16 protein-coding genes are annotated in these 18,064 nt (G+C 36.3%); 4 read left to right on the top strand and 12 right to left on the bottom strand.

Going from position 1 to position 18,064, the window contains the following annotated elements; translation table 11 throughout:
- Window positions 1–464: 464 nt before the first annotated feature.
- The 7 genes from MP477_RS01325 to MP477_RS01295 all read right to left on the bottom strand — a co-directional run bounded on the left by MP477_RS01325 (window position 465) and on the right by MP477_RS01295 (window position 8,510).
- Window positions 465–1,823 carry a M20/M25/M40 family metallo-hydrolase gene (locus MP477_RS01325; RefSeq protein ID WP_257188865.1) on the bottom strand — a complete coding sequence of 453 codons (1,359 nt, stop codon included), beginning with the start codon at window positions 1,821–1,823 and terminating at the stop codon, window positions 465–467.
- Between the two features lie 2 nt (window positions 1,824–1,825).
- Complete coding sequence (locus MP477_RS01320) at window positions 1,826–3,187, bottom strand: M28 family peptidase (protein ID WP_257188864.1); 1,362 nt, start codon at window positions 3,185–3,187, stop codon at window positions 1,826–1,828.
- Window position 3,188: 1 nt separating this feature from the next.
- Entirely contained in the window at window positions 3,189–4,592 is a 1,404-nt protein-coding gene (locus MP477_RS01315; protein WP_257188863.1) for a M28 family peptidase, read from the bottom strand.
- A 55-nt stretch (window positions 4,593–4,647) separates the two neighbouring features.
- Complete coding sequence (locus tag MP477_RS01310) at window positions 4,648–5,892, bottom strand: DUF1015 domain-containing protein (protein ID WP_257188862.1); 1,245 nt, start codon at window positions 5,890–5,892, stop codon at window positions 4,648–4,650.
- Between the two features lie 2 nt (window positions 5,893–5,894).
- Window positions 5,895–6,860, bottom strand: coding sequence for a D-2-hydroxyacid dehydrogenase (locus MP477_RS01305; RefSeq protein WP_257188861.1), 966 nt, complete (start codon window positions 6,858–6,860; stop codon window positions 5,895–5,897).
- A 112-nt stretch (window positions 6,861–6,972) separates the two neighbouring features.
- Window positions 6,973–8,037 carry a 3-phosphoserine/phosphohydroxythreonine transaminase gene (gene serC / locus MP477_RS01300; protein ID WP_257188860.1) on the bottom strand — a complete coding sequence of 355 codons (1,065 nt, stop codon included), beginning with the start codon at window positions 8,035–8,037 and terminating at the stop codon, window positions 6,973–6,975.
- A 122-nt stretch (window positions 8,038–8,159) separates the two neighbouring features.
- Window positions 8,160–8,510 carry a 4Fe-4S binding protein gene (locus MP477_RS01295; protein WP_257188859.1) on the bottom strand — a complete coding sequence of 117 codons (351 nt, stop codon included), beginning with the start codon at window positions 8,508–8,510 and terminating at the stop codon, window positions 8,160–8,162.
- A 59-nt stretch (window positions 8,511–8,569) separates the two neighbouring features.
- Between MP477_RS01295 and MP477_RS01290 the strand changes: the two genes are divergently transcribed.
- From MP477_RS01290 to MP477_RS01280, 3 genes are read left to right on the top strand one after another with little or no spacing between them, the layout of a single operon-like run.
- Entirely contained in the window at window positions 8,570–9,604 is a 1,035-nt protein-coding gene (locus MP477_RS01290; RefSeq protein ID WP_257188858.1) for an acyl-CoA reductase, read from the top strand.
- 49 nt (window positions 9,605–9,653) lie between these two features.
- Entirely contained in the window at window positions 9,654–10,100 is a 447-nt protein-coding gene (locus tag MP477_RS01285) for a peptidylprolyl isomerase (protein ID WP_257188857.1), read from the top strand.
- Window positions 10,101–10,135: 35 nt separating this feature from the next.
- Window positions 10,136–10,825: a Bax inhibitor-1 family protein gene (locus MP477_RS01280; RefSeq protein ID WP_257188856.1), complete on the top strand. Its 690-nt coding sequence runs from the start codon at window positions 10,136–10,138 to the stop codon at window positions 10,823–10,825.
- Window positions 10,826–11,539: 714 nt separating this feature from the next.
- On the opposite strand, the gene MP477_RS01275 is transcribed toward MP477_RS01280, so the two are convergent.
- The 5 genes from MP477_RS01275 to MP477_RS01255 form a co-directional block, all read right to left on the bottom strand.
- A complete protein-coding gene (locus MP477_RS01275; protein WP_047495508.1) occupies window positions 11,540–11,788 on the bottom strand; it encodes a hypothetical protein in 249 nt (82 codons plus the stop codon).
- Window positions 11,788–12,096, bottom strand: coding sequence for a thioredoxin family protein (locus MP477_RS01270; protein ID WP_257188855.1), 309 nt, complete (start codon window positions 12,094–12,096; stop codon window positions 11,788–11,790). The genes MP477_RS01275 and MP477_RS01270 overlap by 1 nt, the downstream gene beginning before the upstream one ends.
- A 127-nt stretch (window positions 12,097–12,223) precedes the next feature.
- Complete coding sequence (locus MP477_RS01265; protein ID WP_047098363.1) at window positions 12,224–12,856, bottom strand: peroxiredoxin; 633 nt, start codon at window positions 12,854–12,856, stop codon at window positions 12,224–12,226.
- A gap of 143 nt (window positions 12,857–12,999) precedes the next feature.
- Window positions 13,000–15,939, bottom strand: coding sequence for a pitrilysin family protein (locus MP477_RS01260; RefSeq protein ID WP_257188854.1), 2,940 nt, complete (start codon window positions 15,937–15,939; stop codon window positions 13,000–13,002).
- A 22-nt stretch (window positions 15,940–15,961) separates the two neighbouring features.
- Window positions 15,962–17,155, bottom strand: coding sequence for a pyridoxal phosphate-dependent aminotransferase (locus MP477_RS01255; protein WP_257188853.1), 1,194 nt, complete (start codon window positions 17,153–17,155; stop codon window positions 15,962–15,964).
- A gap of 232 nt (window positions 17,156–17,387) precedes the next feature.
- Here MP477_RS01255 and rsmG point away from each other — a divergent pair, with 232 nt between their 5' ends.
- Complete coding sequence (rsmG, locus tag MP477_RS01250) at window positions 17,388–18,023, top strand: 16S rRNA (guanine(527)-N(7))-methyltransferase RsmG (protein ID WP_257188852.1); 636 nt, start codon at window positions 17,388–17,390, stop codon at window positions 18,021–18,023.
- The last annotated feature ends 41 nt before the right edge of the window (window positions 18,024–18,064 follow it).

Here is an 18,064-nt window from a genome sequence, read left to right as displayed (position 1 = left end):
CAGAAAAAAAAAGGGTCACATTTTGAATCGGTGGAAAACTGAATATCCACAGAAGACCTTTTTTCATCCAGTGTTTTTATGTTTTTTTCGTTGTAAGACATGCTAATTTCATGCCAAAGTGAATATTTTGTCACCAACATTTTATTTTTTAGGGTTGTATATGTTTGTTTTACAGTGATTTTCACTGCTTAATTCCTTAAACAAGGAGAAATTGTTTTGAATTGAGAATTTTTAGTATAAAAAATGAAGCTGCCCTGATTGCAAATTCAGTGGAAGTGATGAGAATAATTGTAGAAATTATGTGAAGCCTTGGGATGGATTTTATAAGATAAACGGGAATTATCACGACATTTTAATATTACGGATATAATATCCTAATAAGTGTGTCAAAGATTAAAAAAGTTCATAAAAGCCCTAATCTCTCAGGCTTCTATGAACTTTTATGTTTAGCTATAATTTTTTTACTACCAGTTTCTATCGATCATGTAGATCATCTGTGTCATTGCTGTAGCTCCCAGCAGGAGTTCTCTGCGGTTCACCTTTTCAAAAGTATCTTCTTCTGTATGATGGATATCGAAATATCTTTGTGAATCAGGCATCAGCTCAGCAGCAGGGATTCCCATGTCGTGAAGAGGGTATAAATCTGTTCCGGAAAATCTTTCATTAAAGTTATAGACTCCGTATGGAAGGAAGAGTTTTGACCAGCTTTTGATTTGATTTCTTCTGGCATCATCCATATCCAGGGCAATTCCTCTCGGGGCAAAACCACCGGCATCAGATTCAATAGCAAAAAGATGTTTTTCATTGTTTTCCTTTACTGCTTTACCATATTGGATACCTCCTTTCACTCCGTTTTCTTCATTGGCAAAACATACTACTCTGATGGTATGATTGTTTTGTATTCCCAGTTTTTTGAAGGTCCTCAACACTTCTATACTCTGAACGATTCCTGCTCCGTCATCATGAGCTCCTTCTCCTACATCCCATGAATCCAGGTGGCCGCCAACGACAATAACGCTTTGGTCTTTTTTCCCTGTAATTTCACCAATAACGGAATGGGAGAGTTTCTCACCTTTCATTCCACAGTTGGAGTTAAGTTTAGCGGTGATATTCTGGCTTTTCAGGAGAGTTTCCAGCTCATCTGCCGTTGTGTTTCCAACAGCTACAGCGGGTACTTTGGATACATTATCTTCATAACGCATTGCTCCCGTATGGGGAACATCATCGAAAGCTGAAGAAAGAGAACGTATAATAGCAAATTTTCCGCCTTTTTTAGCGGCTAATGCAGCAGCAGTGACCCTATACTTGGCAGCATCACTATATCCTTTGAATGTTTCTATAAATGACTGACTGAAAGGATAGTTGAAGAAAACAATCTTATCCTTTACTTTTTCGGCCGGCAGTTTGTTATATTCTTCAATGGATTTTACCATGATGATTTCTCCTGAAACATCTTTTCCTCCTGTTCCCTCGGAATTTCCTAAAGAAAGCATTTTAAGATTTTTCCAGTTGCCATTTGAAGTTTTGATCTGTAATGATTCTTTACCTCTTTCCCAGACAGGGATCATTACTTCCTGAAGCCATACTTTATCCGCTCCGGCCTCTTTAAGTTTTTGTGCTGCCCATTTTACAGACTTTTCATAAGCTTCGGAACCGCTTAAACGATGGCCAATATTTTTGGTGAGTTCCCTCAATTCGTTATAACCTTTTCCATGGTTTAAGATTTCAGTAGAGATCTTGTTAAACTGTATGGAGTCTTCTTTGGTTTGGCCAAAAACAGCTGCTCCCAAAACTAATAATGTTGTACCTAATATCTTTTTCATAGTTACCAATTTTTATCAATCATATAAATAAGTTGTGTCATCACCGTGGAACCGAGAAGAAGTTCTCTGCGGTTTACTTTTTCAAAAGTATCTTCCGAGGTGTGGTGGATATCGAAATAACGTTGGGGATCAGGGACTAATTCTGCAGTAGGAACGCCCATTTCATGAAGCGGAGCAATATCTGAACCTGAATATTTTCCTTCAAAGTTATAAACTCCATAAGGCATGAAAAGATTTACCCAGCTTTTGACTTGGTTTCTTTTGGTATCGTCCATTTCTAATGAAATACCTCGTGGAGAATAGCCCCCAGCATCAGATTCAATAGCGAAAAGGTGTTTTTCGTTGTGATCTTTAGCGTTTTTTCCATATTGTTTTCCTCCTTTTGTCCCATTTTCTTCATTGGCGAAGCAAACAGCTCTGATGGTATGGTTATTTTGTAATCCTAATTTTTTGAAGGTTCTTAACACTTCTATACTCTGAACAATTCCTGCTCCGTCGTCATGGGCTCCTTCTCCTACATCCCATGAATCCAGGTGTCCGCCAACAACAATAACGTTTTTATCTTTTTTTCCTGTAATTTCACCAATAACGGAGTGGGAGAGTCTCTCACCTTTCATTCCACAGTTGGAGTTAAGTTTTGCTGTTACCTTTTGATTTTTTAATAAAGCTTCCAGTTCGTCTGCGCTGGTATTTCCAATAGTCAGTGCAGGAACTTTAGATATACTATCATCATAACGCATATTTCCGGTGTGTGGAATATCATCAAAAGCTGAAGAAAGAGAACGTATAACAGCAAATTTTCCGCCTTTTTTAGCGGTTAAGGAGGCTGCTGTCCTTCTGTAAGCTCCTGCTTCGCGATAAGCAATAAAGGTTTGTACATGTCCCTGATTGAAGGGATAATTAAAGAAAACAATTTTATCTTTCACTTTTTCAGCCGGTAGTTTGTCATATTCTTCCAATGACTTTACCATGATAATTTCTCCTGAAATATCTTTTCCTCCTGTACCCTCAGAGTTACCCAGAGAAAGCATTTTAAGGCTTTTCCAGCTGCCATTTGAAGTTTTGATGTGTAATGATTCTTTACCTCTTTCCCAGACAGGAATTATTACTTCCTGAAGCCAAACTTTATCAGCTCCGGCCTCTTTAAGTTTTTGTGCCGCCCATTTTACAGATTCTTCATAAGCTTCGGAACCGCTTAAACGATGGCCAATATTTTTGGTGAGTTCCCTCAATTCATTATAGCCTTTTCCGTTATTGAGAATTTCAGTGGAAATCCTGTTGAACTGTATAGAATCCTCTTTGGTCTGGGCAGATAAAAAAGCCACGCCGAGAATGAGTAATGATAGATTTATAATTTTTTTCATGTTACCAGTTTTTATCAATCATGAAAATAAGTTGAGTCATAGCAACAGCTCCCAGGAGAAGCTCTCTTTTATTTACTTTGTCGAAAGTATCTTCTACAGAATGATGGTAGTCAAAATAACGTTGGGTGTCTACTACCAGTTCTGCCAGCGGGATATCCAGCTTTTTTAAGGGGGCAATATCCTGTATTGCGTAAGTTTGGTCAAAATCATAAATTCCATAGGGAAGGAAGTAGTTTTTCCATTCAAAAATCTGTCTTCTTCTCTGAGGAGGCATATCTAAAGAAAATCCTCTTGGCGAATAGCCTCCGGAATCTGTTCCTAAAGCGAAAATATGTTTCTCATCTTTCTTTTTTACATACGAGGCATACATATCCCGTCCCTGGCCGCCATTTTCACTATTGGCGTACAATACAACTCTTATTGTATGATTATTGGTAAAGCCAAGTGCTTTAAGCGTTCTTAGAACCTCAATACACTGTACAACTCCGGAACCGTCATCGTGGGCTCCTTCTGCAAAGTCCCATGAGTCAAGCTGTGCTCCTAGAACAATCACTTTTGCGTCTTTATTTCCTGGAATTTCGCCGATAATATTCTGGTTAACAGCTTCTCCTTTAGTTTCGGCAGACAGGTTCAGTTTAGCAGTTACTTTTTGCTTTTTCAATAATTTTTCAAGTTCATCAGCCGATTTTACTCCGATGGTTATTGCAGGAATCCTCACCCTGTCGTCCGGTTCATAATAAATCATTTTAGCATGAGGAGTATCGTCCGAAGCTGTAGTGAGTGACCGTATAATTAAACCTTTAGCGCCTCTTTTGCCAATGACAGAGGCTGAGAGCAGCTTAGATTTGGCCGTGATAAGATAAGCGTCAACGGTATTGACTACTTTCTGGTCTAAAGGAGAATTGACGAAAACTATTTTATCTTTTAATTGTACAGAGGTTAAAGCGTTCAGTTCCGCCATGTCATTTACCAGTAAAAGCTCTGCTGTAAGATCTTTTCCGTCTGTTCCTTCAGAGTTTCCAAAGGAGAGCATTCTGATGTTTTTCCATTCTCCGTTTCCTGATTTTATCTGTAGATATTCTTTACCCCTGATCCAAACAGGAACTTTTACATCCTGTTTCCATATATTTTGTATACCGGCGTCTTTCAGTTTTTTCTCAGCCCAGTCCGATGCTTTTGCATAACCCGGAGTGGCACTGAAGCGAGGTCCGATGCCTTTTGTAAGCTCTCCAAGATTAGAGTAAGCTTCACCATTGGTTAAGATTTCGTCTGATATCTTTTTAAATTCATCATGATAATTGAATTTGGCTACGGTGCCTTTTTTTGCCGGATGTTTTTGCGGCTTTTTCTGAGAAAATAAAAATCCACTCAAAAAGAGTGGAAGTATGATGAATATTTTTTTCATTTTTTTATTGACCTTTCTTTTCCGATGTTAAAAGTAGGAAAAAAATGGGAATTTATTAAGATTTCATGTCGTACATTAATAAAGCAGTAACCAATTTGGGTTCAATGAATGTACATTTTGGAGGCATACTTAATCTTAAGTCTGAAATTTTAATCATATCGTTAAAACTTACAGGGTAGATTCCGAAGCCTACTACACCTTCACCACTATCTATTTTTTCTTTTAAGATATTGATACCGTTAATATTAGAAGTTCCTTTTACATATGATATTTTATCTGAGCTGTCAGGATCTTCAATTTTCAGGATATCTTTGAAAATATATTTATCTAAAAGATGGTGGTCAAGGTTATCCAGAGACATTTCTTTGGAACGGAGGTCGTGTTTTACGTGAAGGGAATAAAACTTCCCACCAAGATACATTGAAATATGGAATTTCTGAGACGGGAAATATGAGGCTTCTCCTTTTTCATGAATAAGAAAATAAGTCTCAAGTTCTTTTAAAAACTGTTCATTCGAAAGACCATTCATATCATGTAAAATTCTATTGTAATCATGAATTTTAATTGACTGGTTGGAAACAATAAAGCTGTATACAAAATTGTAAAGCTCGGTTCCGTTATGTCTTTTATTTTTCTCTTTGTGACGTTTTGCATTGATGGCTGTAGAGCCAATTCTATGGTGTCCGTCGGCAATATAAAATGAATCAATCTGATCTATTACTTCTTTGAACTGCTGAAGTTTCAGACGGTTATCTATTCTCCAGATTTTATGTCTTATACCCAGGTTATCTGTATGATTAAAAATAGGAACATTTTTTTCCTCATGATTCATCAACAGCTCAATTTTAGAGTTGGCAGGGTAGGTGAGCAGTACAGGCTCGGCCTGCAGGCTTACTTTTTCAAGATAGTGTGCCAGTTTTTCTTTTTTCTGAGGAATGGTGCTTTCATGTCTTTTGATTTTTCCATTCCAGAAATCTTCAATGCTGGCCAGTCCCAAAAGTCCTCTGAAAACCTGTTTATTGGGATAGATCTGCTCATAAAGATAATAGGCTGAACTGTCCTGGACTAATTTTTTTTCTTCCAGAAGTTCTTCAAATGTAGAACGGATCTTCCTCAGGTTCCGGTCAATATCTTTGGATTTACTTACAACATAAGGTTTAATCATATTGATGTAAGTATTTTCAACTTGAGCCTTCTCTGCAATCTCTTCCTGGGTGAAATTATCCAGTGGATGTGTAGGGAAAGTACTCTCCAAGTCTTTATGAGGTCTTATTCCACGGAAAGGTTTAAAAACAGGCATATTTATCTTATAGTTTCTTTTTGTAACTTAATAATTTGTTCCGCAAGTTCGACTCCGATTTTCTCTTGCGCATCCACTGTATTACCTCCTACATGAGGAGACAGGGATAAGGATGGATTCATTAATAACGGCAGTTCCGGGCTGGGTTCATTTTCAAAAACATCCAATGCCGCTCCCGCCACTTTACCTGACTCAATGAAGTCTATTAATGTCACTTCATTGATAACGCCGCCCCTTGCTGTATTTACAATATAAACACCGTCTTTCATTTTTTCAAATTGAGGGGTATCTATAATATACTTATTTGTTTTTGGAGTATTGATACTGATAAAGTCTGCATCTTTAAGAAATGCATCCATATCATTGGTAGACGTGATTTCAAAATGAACAGCCTGCCCATCAAAGAAATTCAGGGTAAGAACTTCGGTTCTCGGGTTTTTTGTAAGAACCTGAACTTTCATTCCTAATGCAATTCCCATTTTTACCACTTCCTGGCCAATACTTCCAAAGCCAATAACTCCTAATGTCTTTCCTGAAAGTTCATAGGCATTACTGAATGATTTTTTCATGGCATTAAAGTGAGTGTCTCCTTCCAGAGGCATCAGCCTGTTGGATTCATGAAGAAATCTCGCTAATGAAAAAAAGTGTCCGAAAACCAGTTCTGCTACAGACTTTGAAGATGCTGTAGGAGTATTGATAATTTTAATTCCTTTACTTTTAGCATAGTCAACATCAATGTTATCCATCCCAATTCCGCCTCTTCCTATAATCTGAAGACCAGGGCATGCATCAATCATTTCTTGTCTTACTTTTGTTGCACTTCTTACCAAAAGGACATCCACGTTATTATCATTGATAAATTTAATAACGTGATCTTGAGCCACTCTATTGTCCAGGATCTCAATTCCGGCTTCTTTTAAAGCCTGTTCTCCTGATTTTGAAATTCCATCGTTTGCTAAAACTTTCATGCGTTATTTTATTATAGATGTTAAATTTGAGAAATAAGAAGTGAGATTTTTAGGGTCTAACCTCTGAAATCAGTCATCTATTATTTTTTTATTTTCGGTCGCCTAATATAAGCTATTTTATCGACTTCATTACATCCACTAAAACCTGCACGCTTTCAATTGTCAAAGCATTGTACAAGCTTGCTCTGTATCCGCCTAAGCTTCTGTGTCCGTTAAGTCCACTGATACCGGCAGCTTTCCATGCGTTATCAAATTCTTCTTTTTTGCTTTCGTCTGTAATGTTAAAAGAAACATTCATTAATGAGCGGTCTTCTTCTACACAGAATGTTTTGAACAGTGGATTGCTGTCAATTTCATTATATAAAAGCTTAGCTTTGGCCTCGTTTCTTTGCTCTGCAGCAGCAATTCCTCCATTATTTTCAAGGTGTTGAAGAGTCAATAAAGACGCATATACAGGGAATACCGGAGGTGTATTGTACATAGATTCTTTGCTGATATGCTGGGAATAATCCAGTATAGACAATATATTCTCTCTTCCTGTTTTACCAAGAATTTCTTTTTTTATAACCACTAAAGTAACTCCGGCAGGTCCCATATTCTTCTGAGCTCCCGCATAGATTAAGTCAAATTTTGAGAAATCAAGCTGTCTTGAGAAAATATCAGAACTCATATCACATACCATCAGCGTGTCTACCTCAGGGAAAGATTTCATTTGAGTTCCATAAATTGTATTGTTGGAAGTACAGTGAAAATAATCGTAATCTGAACCTACCGTATAATTTTTAGGAATGAAAGCGTAGTTTTCTTCTTTTGAAGAGCCTACAACATCTACATTTCCTAATTTCTTTGCTTCTTTGATTGCTCCGGCAGCCCAGGTACCCGTATCCAGGTATGCTGCTTTGCCACCTACTCTCATAAGGTTATAAGGAACCATTGCAAACTGCAAGCTGGCACCACCACCCAAATAAAGTATTTCATAATCATCACCAAGATTCATCAATCTTTTTACAATCGCACGTGCTTCGTCCATTACGGCTACGAAATCCTTGCTTCTGTGTGAAATTTCAAGAAGTGATAACCCGATACCATTAAAATCTAAAATAGCCTGAGCTGATTTTTCAAATACTTCCTGAGGTAAAATGCATGGTCCTGCGCTGAAGTTGTGCTTTTTGTTCATATTTTTTTTTACTTTTTGGTTGTAACAGGGAGCTGGCTCCCTGCGATTTATTTTTTTCTTTTTTACTAGATTTTGAATTTATGGTTAAAAAAACCGCCTCACAGATGATGAGACGGAATTTTTTATTCGCCGTGTAAAAATGCTTTTTTAGTAAGAAGGGCTTCCTCAGATTCTACATGATCTTCATCGGGAACACAACAGTCTACCGGACATACAGCCGCACACTGTGGTTCTTCATGGAAGCCTTTACATTCCGTACATTTATCTGTTACAATGAAATATACATCATCACTTACAGGTTCCTGTGCCGCGTCAGCATCTACAGTAAGTCCTGATGGCAGTGTAATTGTCCCGTTCAGGGCAGTACCATCAGAAGCTTTCCAGTCTACAGCTCCTTCATATATTGCATTGTTCGGGCATTCAGGTTCACAAGCCCCACAGTTAATGCATTCATCAGTTATTTTAATAGCCATCGCTAATTTTTTTTAAATTTGCACAAAATTACAAAATATTCCCCAATTTTACAGTAATTATGAATAGCGAAAATCAAGTTTTAGGACTTATTAAATTAAGTGATTATATAAAAACGTTTTTATCGAAAAAAACGGAAAACTACAATCAGGATGATGTAGATATTGAATTATTGTTACAGAAAACAAAAATAGAGAACCAGTGGTTTACCCTTGAGAATCAGAAATTTGCTTTACAGCAATGGGCAGATTTGCTTACAGCAGAAAGCATCAGAGGTTGGCTAAAAAACTATTCTATTTCAAAAATTTCAAAGAGGGTAGGCTTAATTTTAGCAGGAAATATTCCTTTAGTAGGATTTCATGATGTGGTTTCTGTGGTTTTAAGCAATCATATTCCTGTAATTAAGCTGTCTTCAAAAGATAAGTATATGATTCCGTTCCTGTTAAAAAAGTGGAAAGAGTTTTCCGGAGACCAAATTCAGTTTGAATTTGTAGAAAGATTAGAGAATTTTGATGCCGTAATTGCTACCGGAAGTAATAATACCGCAAGATACCTGGAGTATTATTTTAAAAATCATTTGAGCATTATCCGTAAAAACAGAACATCGGTTGCTGTTTTAAAAGGTGACGAAACTGAAGAGGAATTACAGCTTTTAGCCAATGATATTTTCCAGTATTTTGGTCTGGGATGCAGGAATGTAACCCGGATTTTTATCCCGAAGGACTTTGTAATCGACAGATTATTTGAAAGCTTTATAGGGTTTCAGGATATTATCAATCATCATAAATATGCCAATAATTATGATTACAACAGGGCTGTATACTTACTGAACCAGGATAAGTTCTGGGACAATAATTTTGTGATGCTGAAAGAGGATGATAAACTATTCAGCCCGCTTTCTGTGATCAATTTCAGCAGATACAGTTCATTGGAGGATGTTAAAAATTTTATAGCTGAAAATGAAGAGAATATTCAATGTATAGTAGCTAAAGATGAATTAGGATTAGACTCTATTCATTTCGGAGAGGCCCAGAATCCGGGTCTTGATACGTATGCGGATAATGTAGACACAATGAAATTTTTGGAAATGGTCTGATTTTCGTATCTTCCATCACTTATTTCACCAAAATAACAAAACGGATCATATGAAAAAAATATTTTTAGGACTTGCCATCATTGGAGGACAACTGGTATTTGCACAGAAAGTTGTAGGACTGGAAGTTGAGAACAATCAAAAGAAAGAACAGCCGGCTACCATAAGTAAGGAAAAAGTAAATCTCTATAATGATAACTTTGTGAAGTTTATGACTGCTTTACAAGCCTCTGATCATAAGACTATTGACGGCTTGCTTTCTGATAAAGTAAAAGAAATTGTGACGGACGATGTTCTTAAAAAAGTAAAAGAAGGTATAGACCCTAACAAAAAACTTGAAGTCTTAAAAGTAGGGTATTATGTAACGATGGATGGTGCTGATCATCCTAATATCAAATACAAGTACGCAGGAGATTCATCTTCAAAAGAAGTGGTGAGTGCCATATTTGAAGAGGATGGAAAAATTCTGGGAATTATGCCAGAAAAGAAAGATAAATAAAAATTATTTTCGATTAATTAAAAAAAATATTAACTATGATGACAGATGTTTTAGTCGCTCATTCCTCAGATGTAGAGAAAGCGAGTTTTTACAAGAAAACCTATTTGCATGTTGCTTTATCAATTCTTGCGTTTATTGGAGTTGAAACGATCTTGTTGAAGACGGTGCCGATAGAAATTATTGCCATGATGTTCGGACAAAGATATGCCTGGTTATTGATTATCGGTGTTTTTTGGCTGGCTTCAATTTTAGCTTCTAAATGGTCACTTTCACAAAGTAAGTCTACCCAATATCTCGGTTTAGGGTTTTATATCCTACTGGAAGCGGTAATCTTTATGCCTATGCTTTATATTGCTACGAATATGGCAGGTGGAGCCAATGTAATCTTTCAGGCGGCTACTTTAACTATTGCCATGTTTGCCGGTATTTCTGCCGTAGCATTTACTTCTAAGAGAGATTTTTCTTTTTTAAGAAATATTATCGTTATCGGAGGATTCATTTCAATCGGATTGATTGTTGGCGGAATGCTATTCGGTTTTAACTTAGGATTATGGTTCTCAGTGGGAATGGTTATTTTGGCCTCAGCAACAATTTTATACCAAACCAGTAAATTAAAAGATTCATACGGAACAAATCAGTATGTAGGAGCTGCATTACAGCTTTTTGCTTCTATTATGCTTCTGTTTTGGTATATCTTAAGCATCTTAATGAGCAAAAGAAACTAATTCAATAATGGTAAGCTTTGTGCTTATCATTTATATATAATCCTGGTGATATTTTCATCAGGATTTTTTATTTCTGTCAACGTAGTGTTTTCATGCTTAAAGTCTGATATACAGCTTTATCAGATTAATTTCAATTAATCAATCCTTTGCAACCTTATTTATCAAGCTTCTAGTTTTTTCTTTGCGATAAAAAAATATTACTTTACTATCTAAAGACAAAGAGAATTGTAAACGGTTATATAAACATCTGCATAATCAGCACAATCTGCAAGATAAAATTTAAATAGGTTTTGGCTAAAAGCCAATGGATACAACCTAAAAAGCAAGCTAAAGTCCACTCTTACTGTACCATAGAATGGATGTATTTAGCCGTTTTTCACCACAAATAACACAAATATTTTCACGGGTGACACTATTGACTTAGTTTGTATTTGTACTATTAGTGCAAAGATATGAGTGAGGTTAGTGTTTTATTTACAAGTAATATGAATATTTAAATCAGCGAACCCAAAAAATCCTGATGACATTTCATCGGGATTTTAATTGGATATTCTTTAACAGATACGGATATAACTTCTGGCTTCAGAGTGACCAGATGGCCTTTTGAAGTATTATTCCAGTAAAAATAAAGTAGCTATTAAAGAATAGGGAAAAAATATAGTAATGGGAATCCCCAGATATATTGTGTCTTTATAATTTTTAATTATTAAAGAACTATTTATCGATAGATCCTAAAACCTTTTGTGCAAAAGAATTTAAAGCATCTTTTTCGCTCATTCCATTCTGTACGTTAGAGTGAACTTCTAAAGCTCCACAGATGTTTGTAATAAGCTCTCCGGCAACATTTAGATCTTCTTCACTTGTTCCTCTGAATTCACAGAAACTCTCCAGAACTTCCAATGTTTTTTCAAGGTTTTCAGGAGTCTGATTCTGATAAAACTGTCTGATTACGGGTAATTTCATTATGATAATTCGTTAAAAAGGTTAATTAAACTTTCTGCCCGGTTAGACTGTACCTGGTTTACCAACTCACCGTTTTTAAAGATGGCGAAAGTAGGTAAGTTATCCACTTTTGCTAATTTTCTGCTCTCAGGAAGTTTTTCAGCATCTACATATAGAAAAGGAATACTGTCGTTTTCAGAAGCTAATTTTTTGAATTTCGGCTTCATGATTCTGCAGTTTCCGCACCATGTTGCGCCATATTGAACAACTACTTTTTCGTTGTCATTCACTATATTCTGTAATGTATCTTCGGTTAATTCTGTGTACATAAGTTTATTTTTAAAAAAAAGAAACAATGTAACAATCTAAAAATTTACCAATCTAACCATTCAAAAAGATGACTTTTAAAATCGTTATACCGTTAGACTGTTACATTGTTATATTAAAATTAAGATATTAATTTTTTGCTAAGTATTCTGCTGTAGAAGTTCTGTCTGCTTTCATAGCATCTTTACCTTCTTCCCAGTTTGCAGGACATACTTCACCATGTTTTTGAACGTGAGTATAAGCATCAATTAATCTTAAGAATTCTTTTACGTTTCTTCCCAGAGGCATGTCGTTTACCGCTTCGTGGAAAATTTTTCCAGTTTCGTCGATAAGGTAAGTTGCTCTGTATGTTACGTTAGAACCTGTGAAAACTTCTTCTCCTTCTTCGTTATATTCGAAATCCTGATCTACGATTCCTAACGTGTTTGCTAATTGTCTGTGAGTATCAGCTAAAAGCGGGTAAGTAACCCCTTCGATACCTCCGTTATCTTTTGGAGTGTTTAACCAAGCGAAGTGTACTTCGTTAGTATCACAAGATGCTCCGATTACTTTAGTATTTCTTTTTTCGAACTCACCTAAAGCTTCCTGGAAAGCGTGAAGTTCTGTAGGGCAAACGAAAGTGAAATCTTTCGGGTACCAGAATAAAAGAACTTTTTGTTGGTTGTTTACTGCTTCATCAAGAATGTTGATTCTAAGATCGTCACCCATTTCTGACATTGCGTCAATTGTTAAATTTGGGAATTTTTTTCCTACTAAAGACATAATTTTCTGTTTTTATATTTAATTTCTAGGCAAAGATATAAAAGATTCATCTATCGAACAAGTTATTATTGATAAATAAAATCTATAATTGTTTTTGATTCATCCTAAATAAAAAAGCCCTGAAAACAGGACTTTTGTTTATTTTAATATCCAAATATTTCAGTTAAATTAAGCTTCTTTACCTCACCTAATTTCTGCATATCGGCTTCATTTACTTTATCTTGAGAAGCGACAAGACAGTAAGTGTAGTTTTTATTTTTCATTTCCTTATCATGAAAGGCATTGATATCTGTAAAAGACAGTTTTGGAGCCTGTTCGTAAACATTTTTTCTCATATCAAATTTGTTTCCAAGCTTTTGAGATTTTAAATAAGAAAAAATAATACCATCCTGTGTAATTCTTTCTGATGCAATAGATTTTTTCAATCCGCTTTTAGCCGTTTCAAACAATTGCCCGGATTTTGGCAGTGTGGTAAGCAGCTCATTCATTGCAGTGGTAGAATCATTGAATTTGTCAGCCTGGGTTCCCACATAAGCCATAATCATATCTTTATCTGTTTTCTTACCCGGAAGTGCAAAATAAGAATAAGTAGAGTAGGCCAATGCCTTGGATTCTCTGATGGTCTGGAATACAATGGAACCCATTCCGCCTCCAAAGTAGGTGTTGAATAAACTTACGGTTGGAGTAATGGTTGGATTGTACTGATCGGAATTTCTGATCCACAAAACTTCAGCCTGAACCATATCATAATGGGCAAACAATACCTTATTCTTATCTGTAGGGATCTGAACGAAAGTTTTGGATGTAGGAAGTTCTTTAAGTGTTGCAGGAAGTTTGTGAACAGGAGTTAAAGATGCTACCACTTCGGTCCCTGATTTTGGACCGTAATAAAGTACTTTATGTTTAAAATTGAATAAATCGTGAAGTACATTAATCAGGTCTTCCGCCTTCAGGGCATCAAGTTCTGCATCCGTTAAAACGTTATTAAAAGGATTTTGTGCACCATACTGGGCGTAACTTCTAAGCCCGCTCATAATAGTGGCTTTATTCTGTTTGGCATTAGCCCTTGCTTTTTTAAGTCTTATTTTATAGGCATCTAAAGCCTCCTGGTCAGCCTGGCTATTGTTGATAAGGTCTTCAAATAAAGCAATGGTTTGATCAAAGTTTTCATTTAAACCTTCCAGAGATACAGAGGTTTCTTCATTTCCGGCAGTTACCTCAAAACCCGATGCCAGTTTATAAAACTCTTTACTGATGGCTTCAGAAGATTTATTTTTTGTTCCTAAATACTGAAGATATTCTGCTGCCAAGGGAAGTATCTTGTTGTTCCATTTTCCGGAATCAAAATGATAATACATCCTGAAAAGGGCGTTATCTGTATTTTTTACAGAAAGAACGTCTATAGCTCCCAGTTTATTTTTAGCGATATCTTTGTCATAATTCAACCATACCGGAGAGATCGCATTTTCAGGCATCTCATCAATCTTTTTAAGGAAAGGAGACTGATCTTCTCTGTTTACTGACACGGGAGTAATGGTTGGTTTATCAACCTTTACAATAGTTTTGTCTTCACCTTTTTTCTTGTAAACAGCTACATAATTATTGTTTTGTAAATATTTGAAGGCGAAATCCATAATATCCTTTTTGGTAAGATGGGAGATTTCATCTACATATTCCAATGAAACTTTATGATCTACATCAGAGGTGAATTCATCCATCAGGATCCCTGCTCTCGACGAGTATTTTTCATCTTTCTGGATGATGTTTTTCTTTTCATTGTTAACAATAGACTGAATTAAATCATCAGAGAATTCTCCCTTTTTTAATTTGTCTATTTCCTGAAGCAACAAGTTTTTTACTTCGTCCAAAGACTGTCCTTCCGTAGGTTTTCCCTGTATCAATAAAACAGAATAATCTTTTAAGGCATAAGGAAAAGCATCTGCACCCAGTAATCTTTGTTTCTTTACCAGATTAAGATCAATTAATCCTGCCTGGCCATTGGTAAGCATATTTCCTACAAGGTTCAGTAATCTGGCATCTTTGGTAGAAGCTCCCGGAAATCTGAAACCAAGCATTACGCTTTCAGGATTGGGTCCCACAACTTCTTTGATAACAGGGGTTGTAATTGGTTTTTCCTGTCCGATTTTATATTCAGGAACTGTTTTGGTTTTCATGTAGGAGAAGGCTTTGTCTATTTTTGCAATGACTTCATCCGGATTAAAGTCTCCTGACATGATAATCCCCATATTATTGGGAACATAGTAATTATTGTAATAATCTCTGATGGCCTGAAGGGATGGGTTTTTTAAATGTTCAATAGTTCCTATTGTCGTCTGCTTTCCATAATTGTTATTAGGAAAAAGATGGGCAAACATGGTATCAAAAACCTTGTCTCCGTCATCATCAAGCGATCTGTTTTTCTCTTCGTAAACTGCTTCCAATTCTGTATGAAAAAGCCTCAATACCGGCTTCCTGAATCTTTCAGCCTGTACAGCCAGAAATTTATCAATAACATTCGCCGGGATATCTTCAGTGTACACCGTCTGTTCAAAAGAAGTAAAGGCATTCGTTCCATCAGCTCCCATACCAGCCAGCATTTTGTCGTATTCATTGGCAATGGCATATTTGGCGGCTTCTCCGGAAATCCTGTCTATTTCTTTATAGATCTCTTTTCTTTTAGCTTCGTCTTTTGTAGTGTTGTATTTCTCGTAAAGAGCATCAATCTGATCCAAAAGAGGTTTTTCTTTAGCCCAGTCTTTAGAGCCAAACTGATCAGTTCCTTTGAAAAGCATATGCTCCAGATAGTGTGCCAGTCCGGTATGGTCTGCAGGATCAGTTTTACTTCCTGCTTTCGTGGCAATATAAGTCTGAATCCTCGGATCTTTATGGGTAGGACTCAGAATGACCGTTAAGCCGTTTTTCAAAGTGTAATACCTTGCTGAAGTAGGATCATTGGTAACATACCTGTAAGAGTAGCCGTTGGATTTTGCTTCTTTCCATTGGAAATCCTGCCCATAAGCGTAGCCTGCGAAACTTGCAGCAGCAATACTTGTGGCAATTGTCAGTTTTTTGAACAGATTCATTTGATATATTGGAATTGGATTATTAATTGAAAGGAGCCAGTAAATTCTTGATCCGCTTCATAGCTTCTCTAAGTTCTTCTTCAGAAGCGGCGTATGAAAATCTGATACATTCCGGGCTTCCGAAAGAAAGTCCACCTACACAGCCTACATGGGCATTTTCTAAAAGGAACATGGCAAAATCATCTGAATTTTTAATTTCAGTTCCGTTTAATGTTTTTCCGATATAATGCGAGATATCCGGGAAGAAATAGAATGCTGCTTTTGGCAGCAATACTTTGAATCCTGGAATTTCCTTGATGAGATCAAACATAAGATCTCTTCTCTGCTTGAAAGCATCGATCATATATCTGTATTCGGATGGGGCCGTCTTTAATGCCGTAATGGAAGCCCTCTGAGCTACTGTATTTGCTCCACTGGTCATTTGACCCTGAACCTTTTCACAAGCTTTTGCCAGCCATTCAGGACATGCAGAATATCCTATTCTCCATCCTGTCATTGCAAATGCTTTAGACATTCCGTTGATAACAGCAGTTTGTTCATATATTTCAGAAAACTGGGCTATAGAAGTGGTTTTTGTCTCATAATTGATGTATTCATAGATTTCATCCGAGATGACCGTGATCTGAGGATATTTGGCGATCACTTTTGCTAATGACTTCAGTTCGTCATACGTATAATATCCTCCTGAGGGGTTACATGGCGAGCTGAAAAGTACAGCTTTTGTTTTTTCTGTGATGGCTTCTTCCAGCTGTTCTGCCGTAATTTTAAAGTCTGTTACATAAGAAGTTGGAAGCATTACGGAATTTCCACCCATCATTTTTACCATCTCATCATAGCTTACCCAATAAGGAGCAGGAAGCAGTACTTCATCCCCATCATTGATAATAGCTGCCAAAACATTGATGATGGCCTGTTTGGCACCATTGGAGACACAGATTTGAGTAGGTTTATATTCTAAATGATTATCCCTTTTTAATTTATATGTAATTGCTTCACGTAATTCCAGGAATCCGGGAACAGGAGAGTAGTGACTGTAGTTCTCATTAATGGCATCAAAAGCAGCCTGTTTTATATTGTCCGGAACATCGAAATCCGGCTCGCCAAGAGTTAAGCTGATCACATCAATTCCGCTTGCCTTCATTTCTCTGGCTTTGTTAGACATTACAAAAGTCTGTGAGTATCCTAGTCTTTTTACTCTATCTGAAAGTTTATCCATATTTTTTTTCAATTTTAACAAATATATAATAAAAAGGTTTTGTCGGGAAATAAAAACAGGCCCAGTTTAAAGATTTTTATCAGGTTTTGGGAGCTTCAAACTATTTTGAATTGATGTTTTTCGCAGAGTAATTCCTTTAGCATATTCATACCGTTTTATTTTTTGATATAGATGCTGCTAAAGTTTGAATAAAAATAATAAAACCTTATTTTTGCAGATTATAATAATTCACATGTCTACAACGTTACTATTAAAATATTTCCCGGATCTTACAGAAACACAGTTAAAACAGTTTGCCCAATTGGAGGAGCTTTATAATGAGTGGAATGAAAAGATCAATGTAATTTCCAGAAAAGATATGGAATCGCTGTATGAAAAGCATATCCTTCATTCGCTGGGAATTGCTAAAGTAATGGAATTTGCACCGGGAACAAGAGTATTGGATATTGGAACCGGAGGTGGTTTTCCGGGAATTCCTTTAGCTATTATGTTTCCTGAAGCAGAGTTTACTTTAATAGATTCTATCGGAAAGAAAATCAGCGTTGTCAATGCTGTGGCAGAAGGTGTTGATTTGAAAAACGTGAAGGCTATTCATGGAAGAGCGGAAAAGCTGAAAGAAAAATACCATTTTGTAGTCAGCAGAGCGGTAACCCAGATGCCTGAATTTTTAAGATGGCTGAAAGGGAAATTTGAAAAAGAACAGTTAAATCCCAAGCATAACGGAATTTTATATTTAAAGGGCGGCGACCTCGCTGAGGAGCTTGCCGGGATTAAATCTGAGATCTATAATCTTAAAAACTATTTTGATGAAGAATTTTTTGATACAAAAAAAGTAGTTTATGTATCAAAAGGTAACTTTAATTCCTAAATTTGTATAATTAAGGAATAATTTTTGCTAAATATTTATTG

The sequence above is a fragment of the Chryseobacterium sp. WG23 genome (genome assembly GCF_024586575.1).
GTDB lineage: Bacteria > Bacteroidota > Bacteroidia > Flavobacteriales > Weeksellaceae > Chryseobacterium.
Note: the sequence above shows the minus strand (reverse complement) of the source record. Positions and strands in the feature narration are given on the sequence as shown.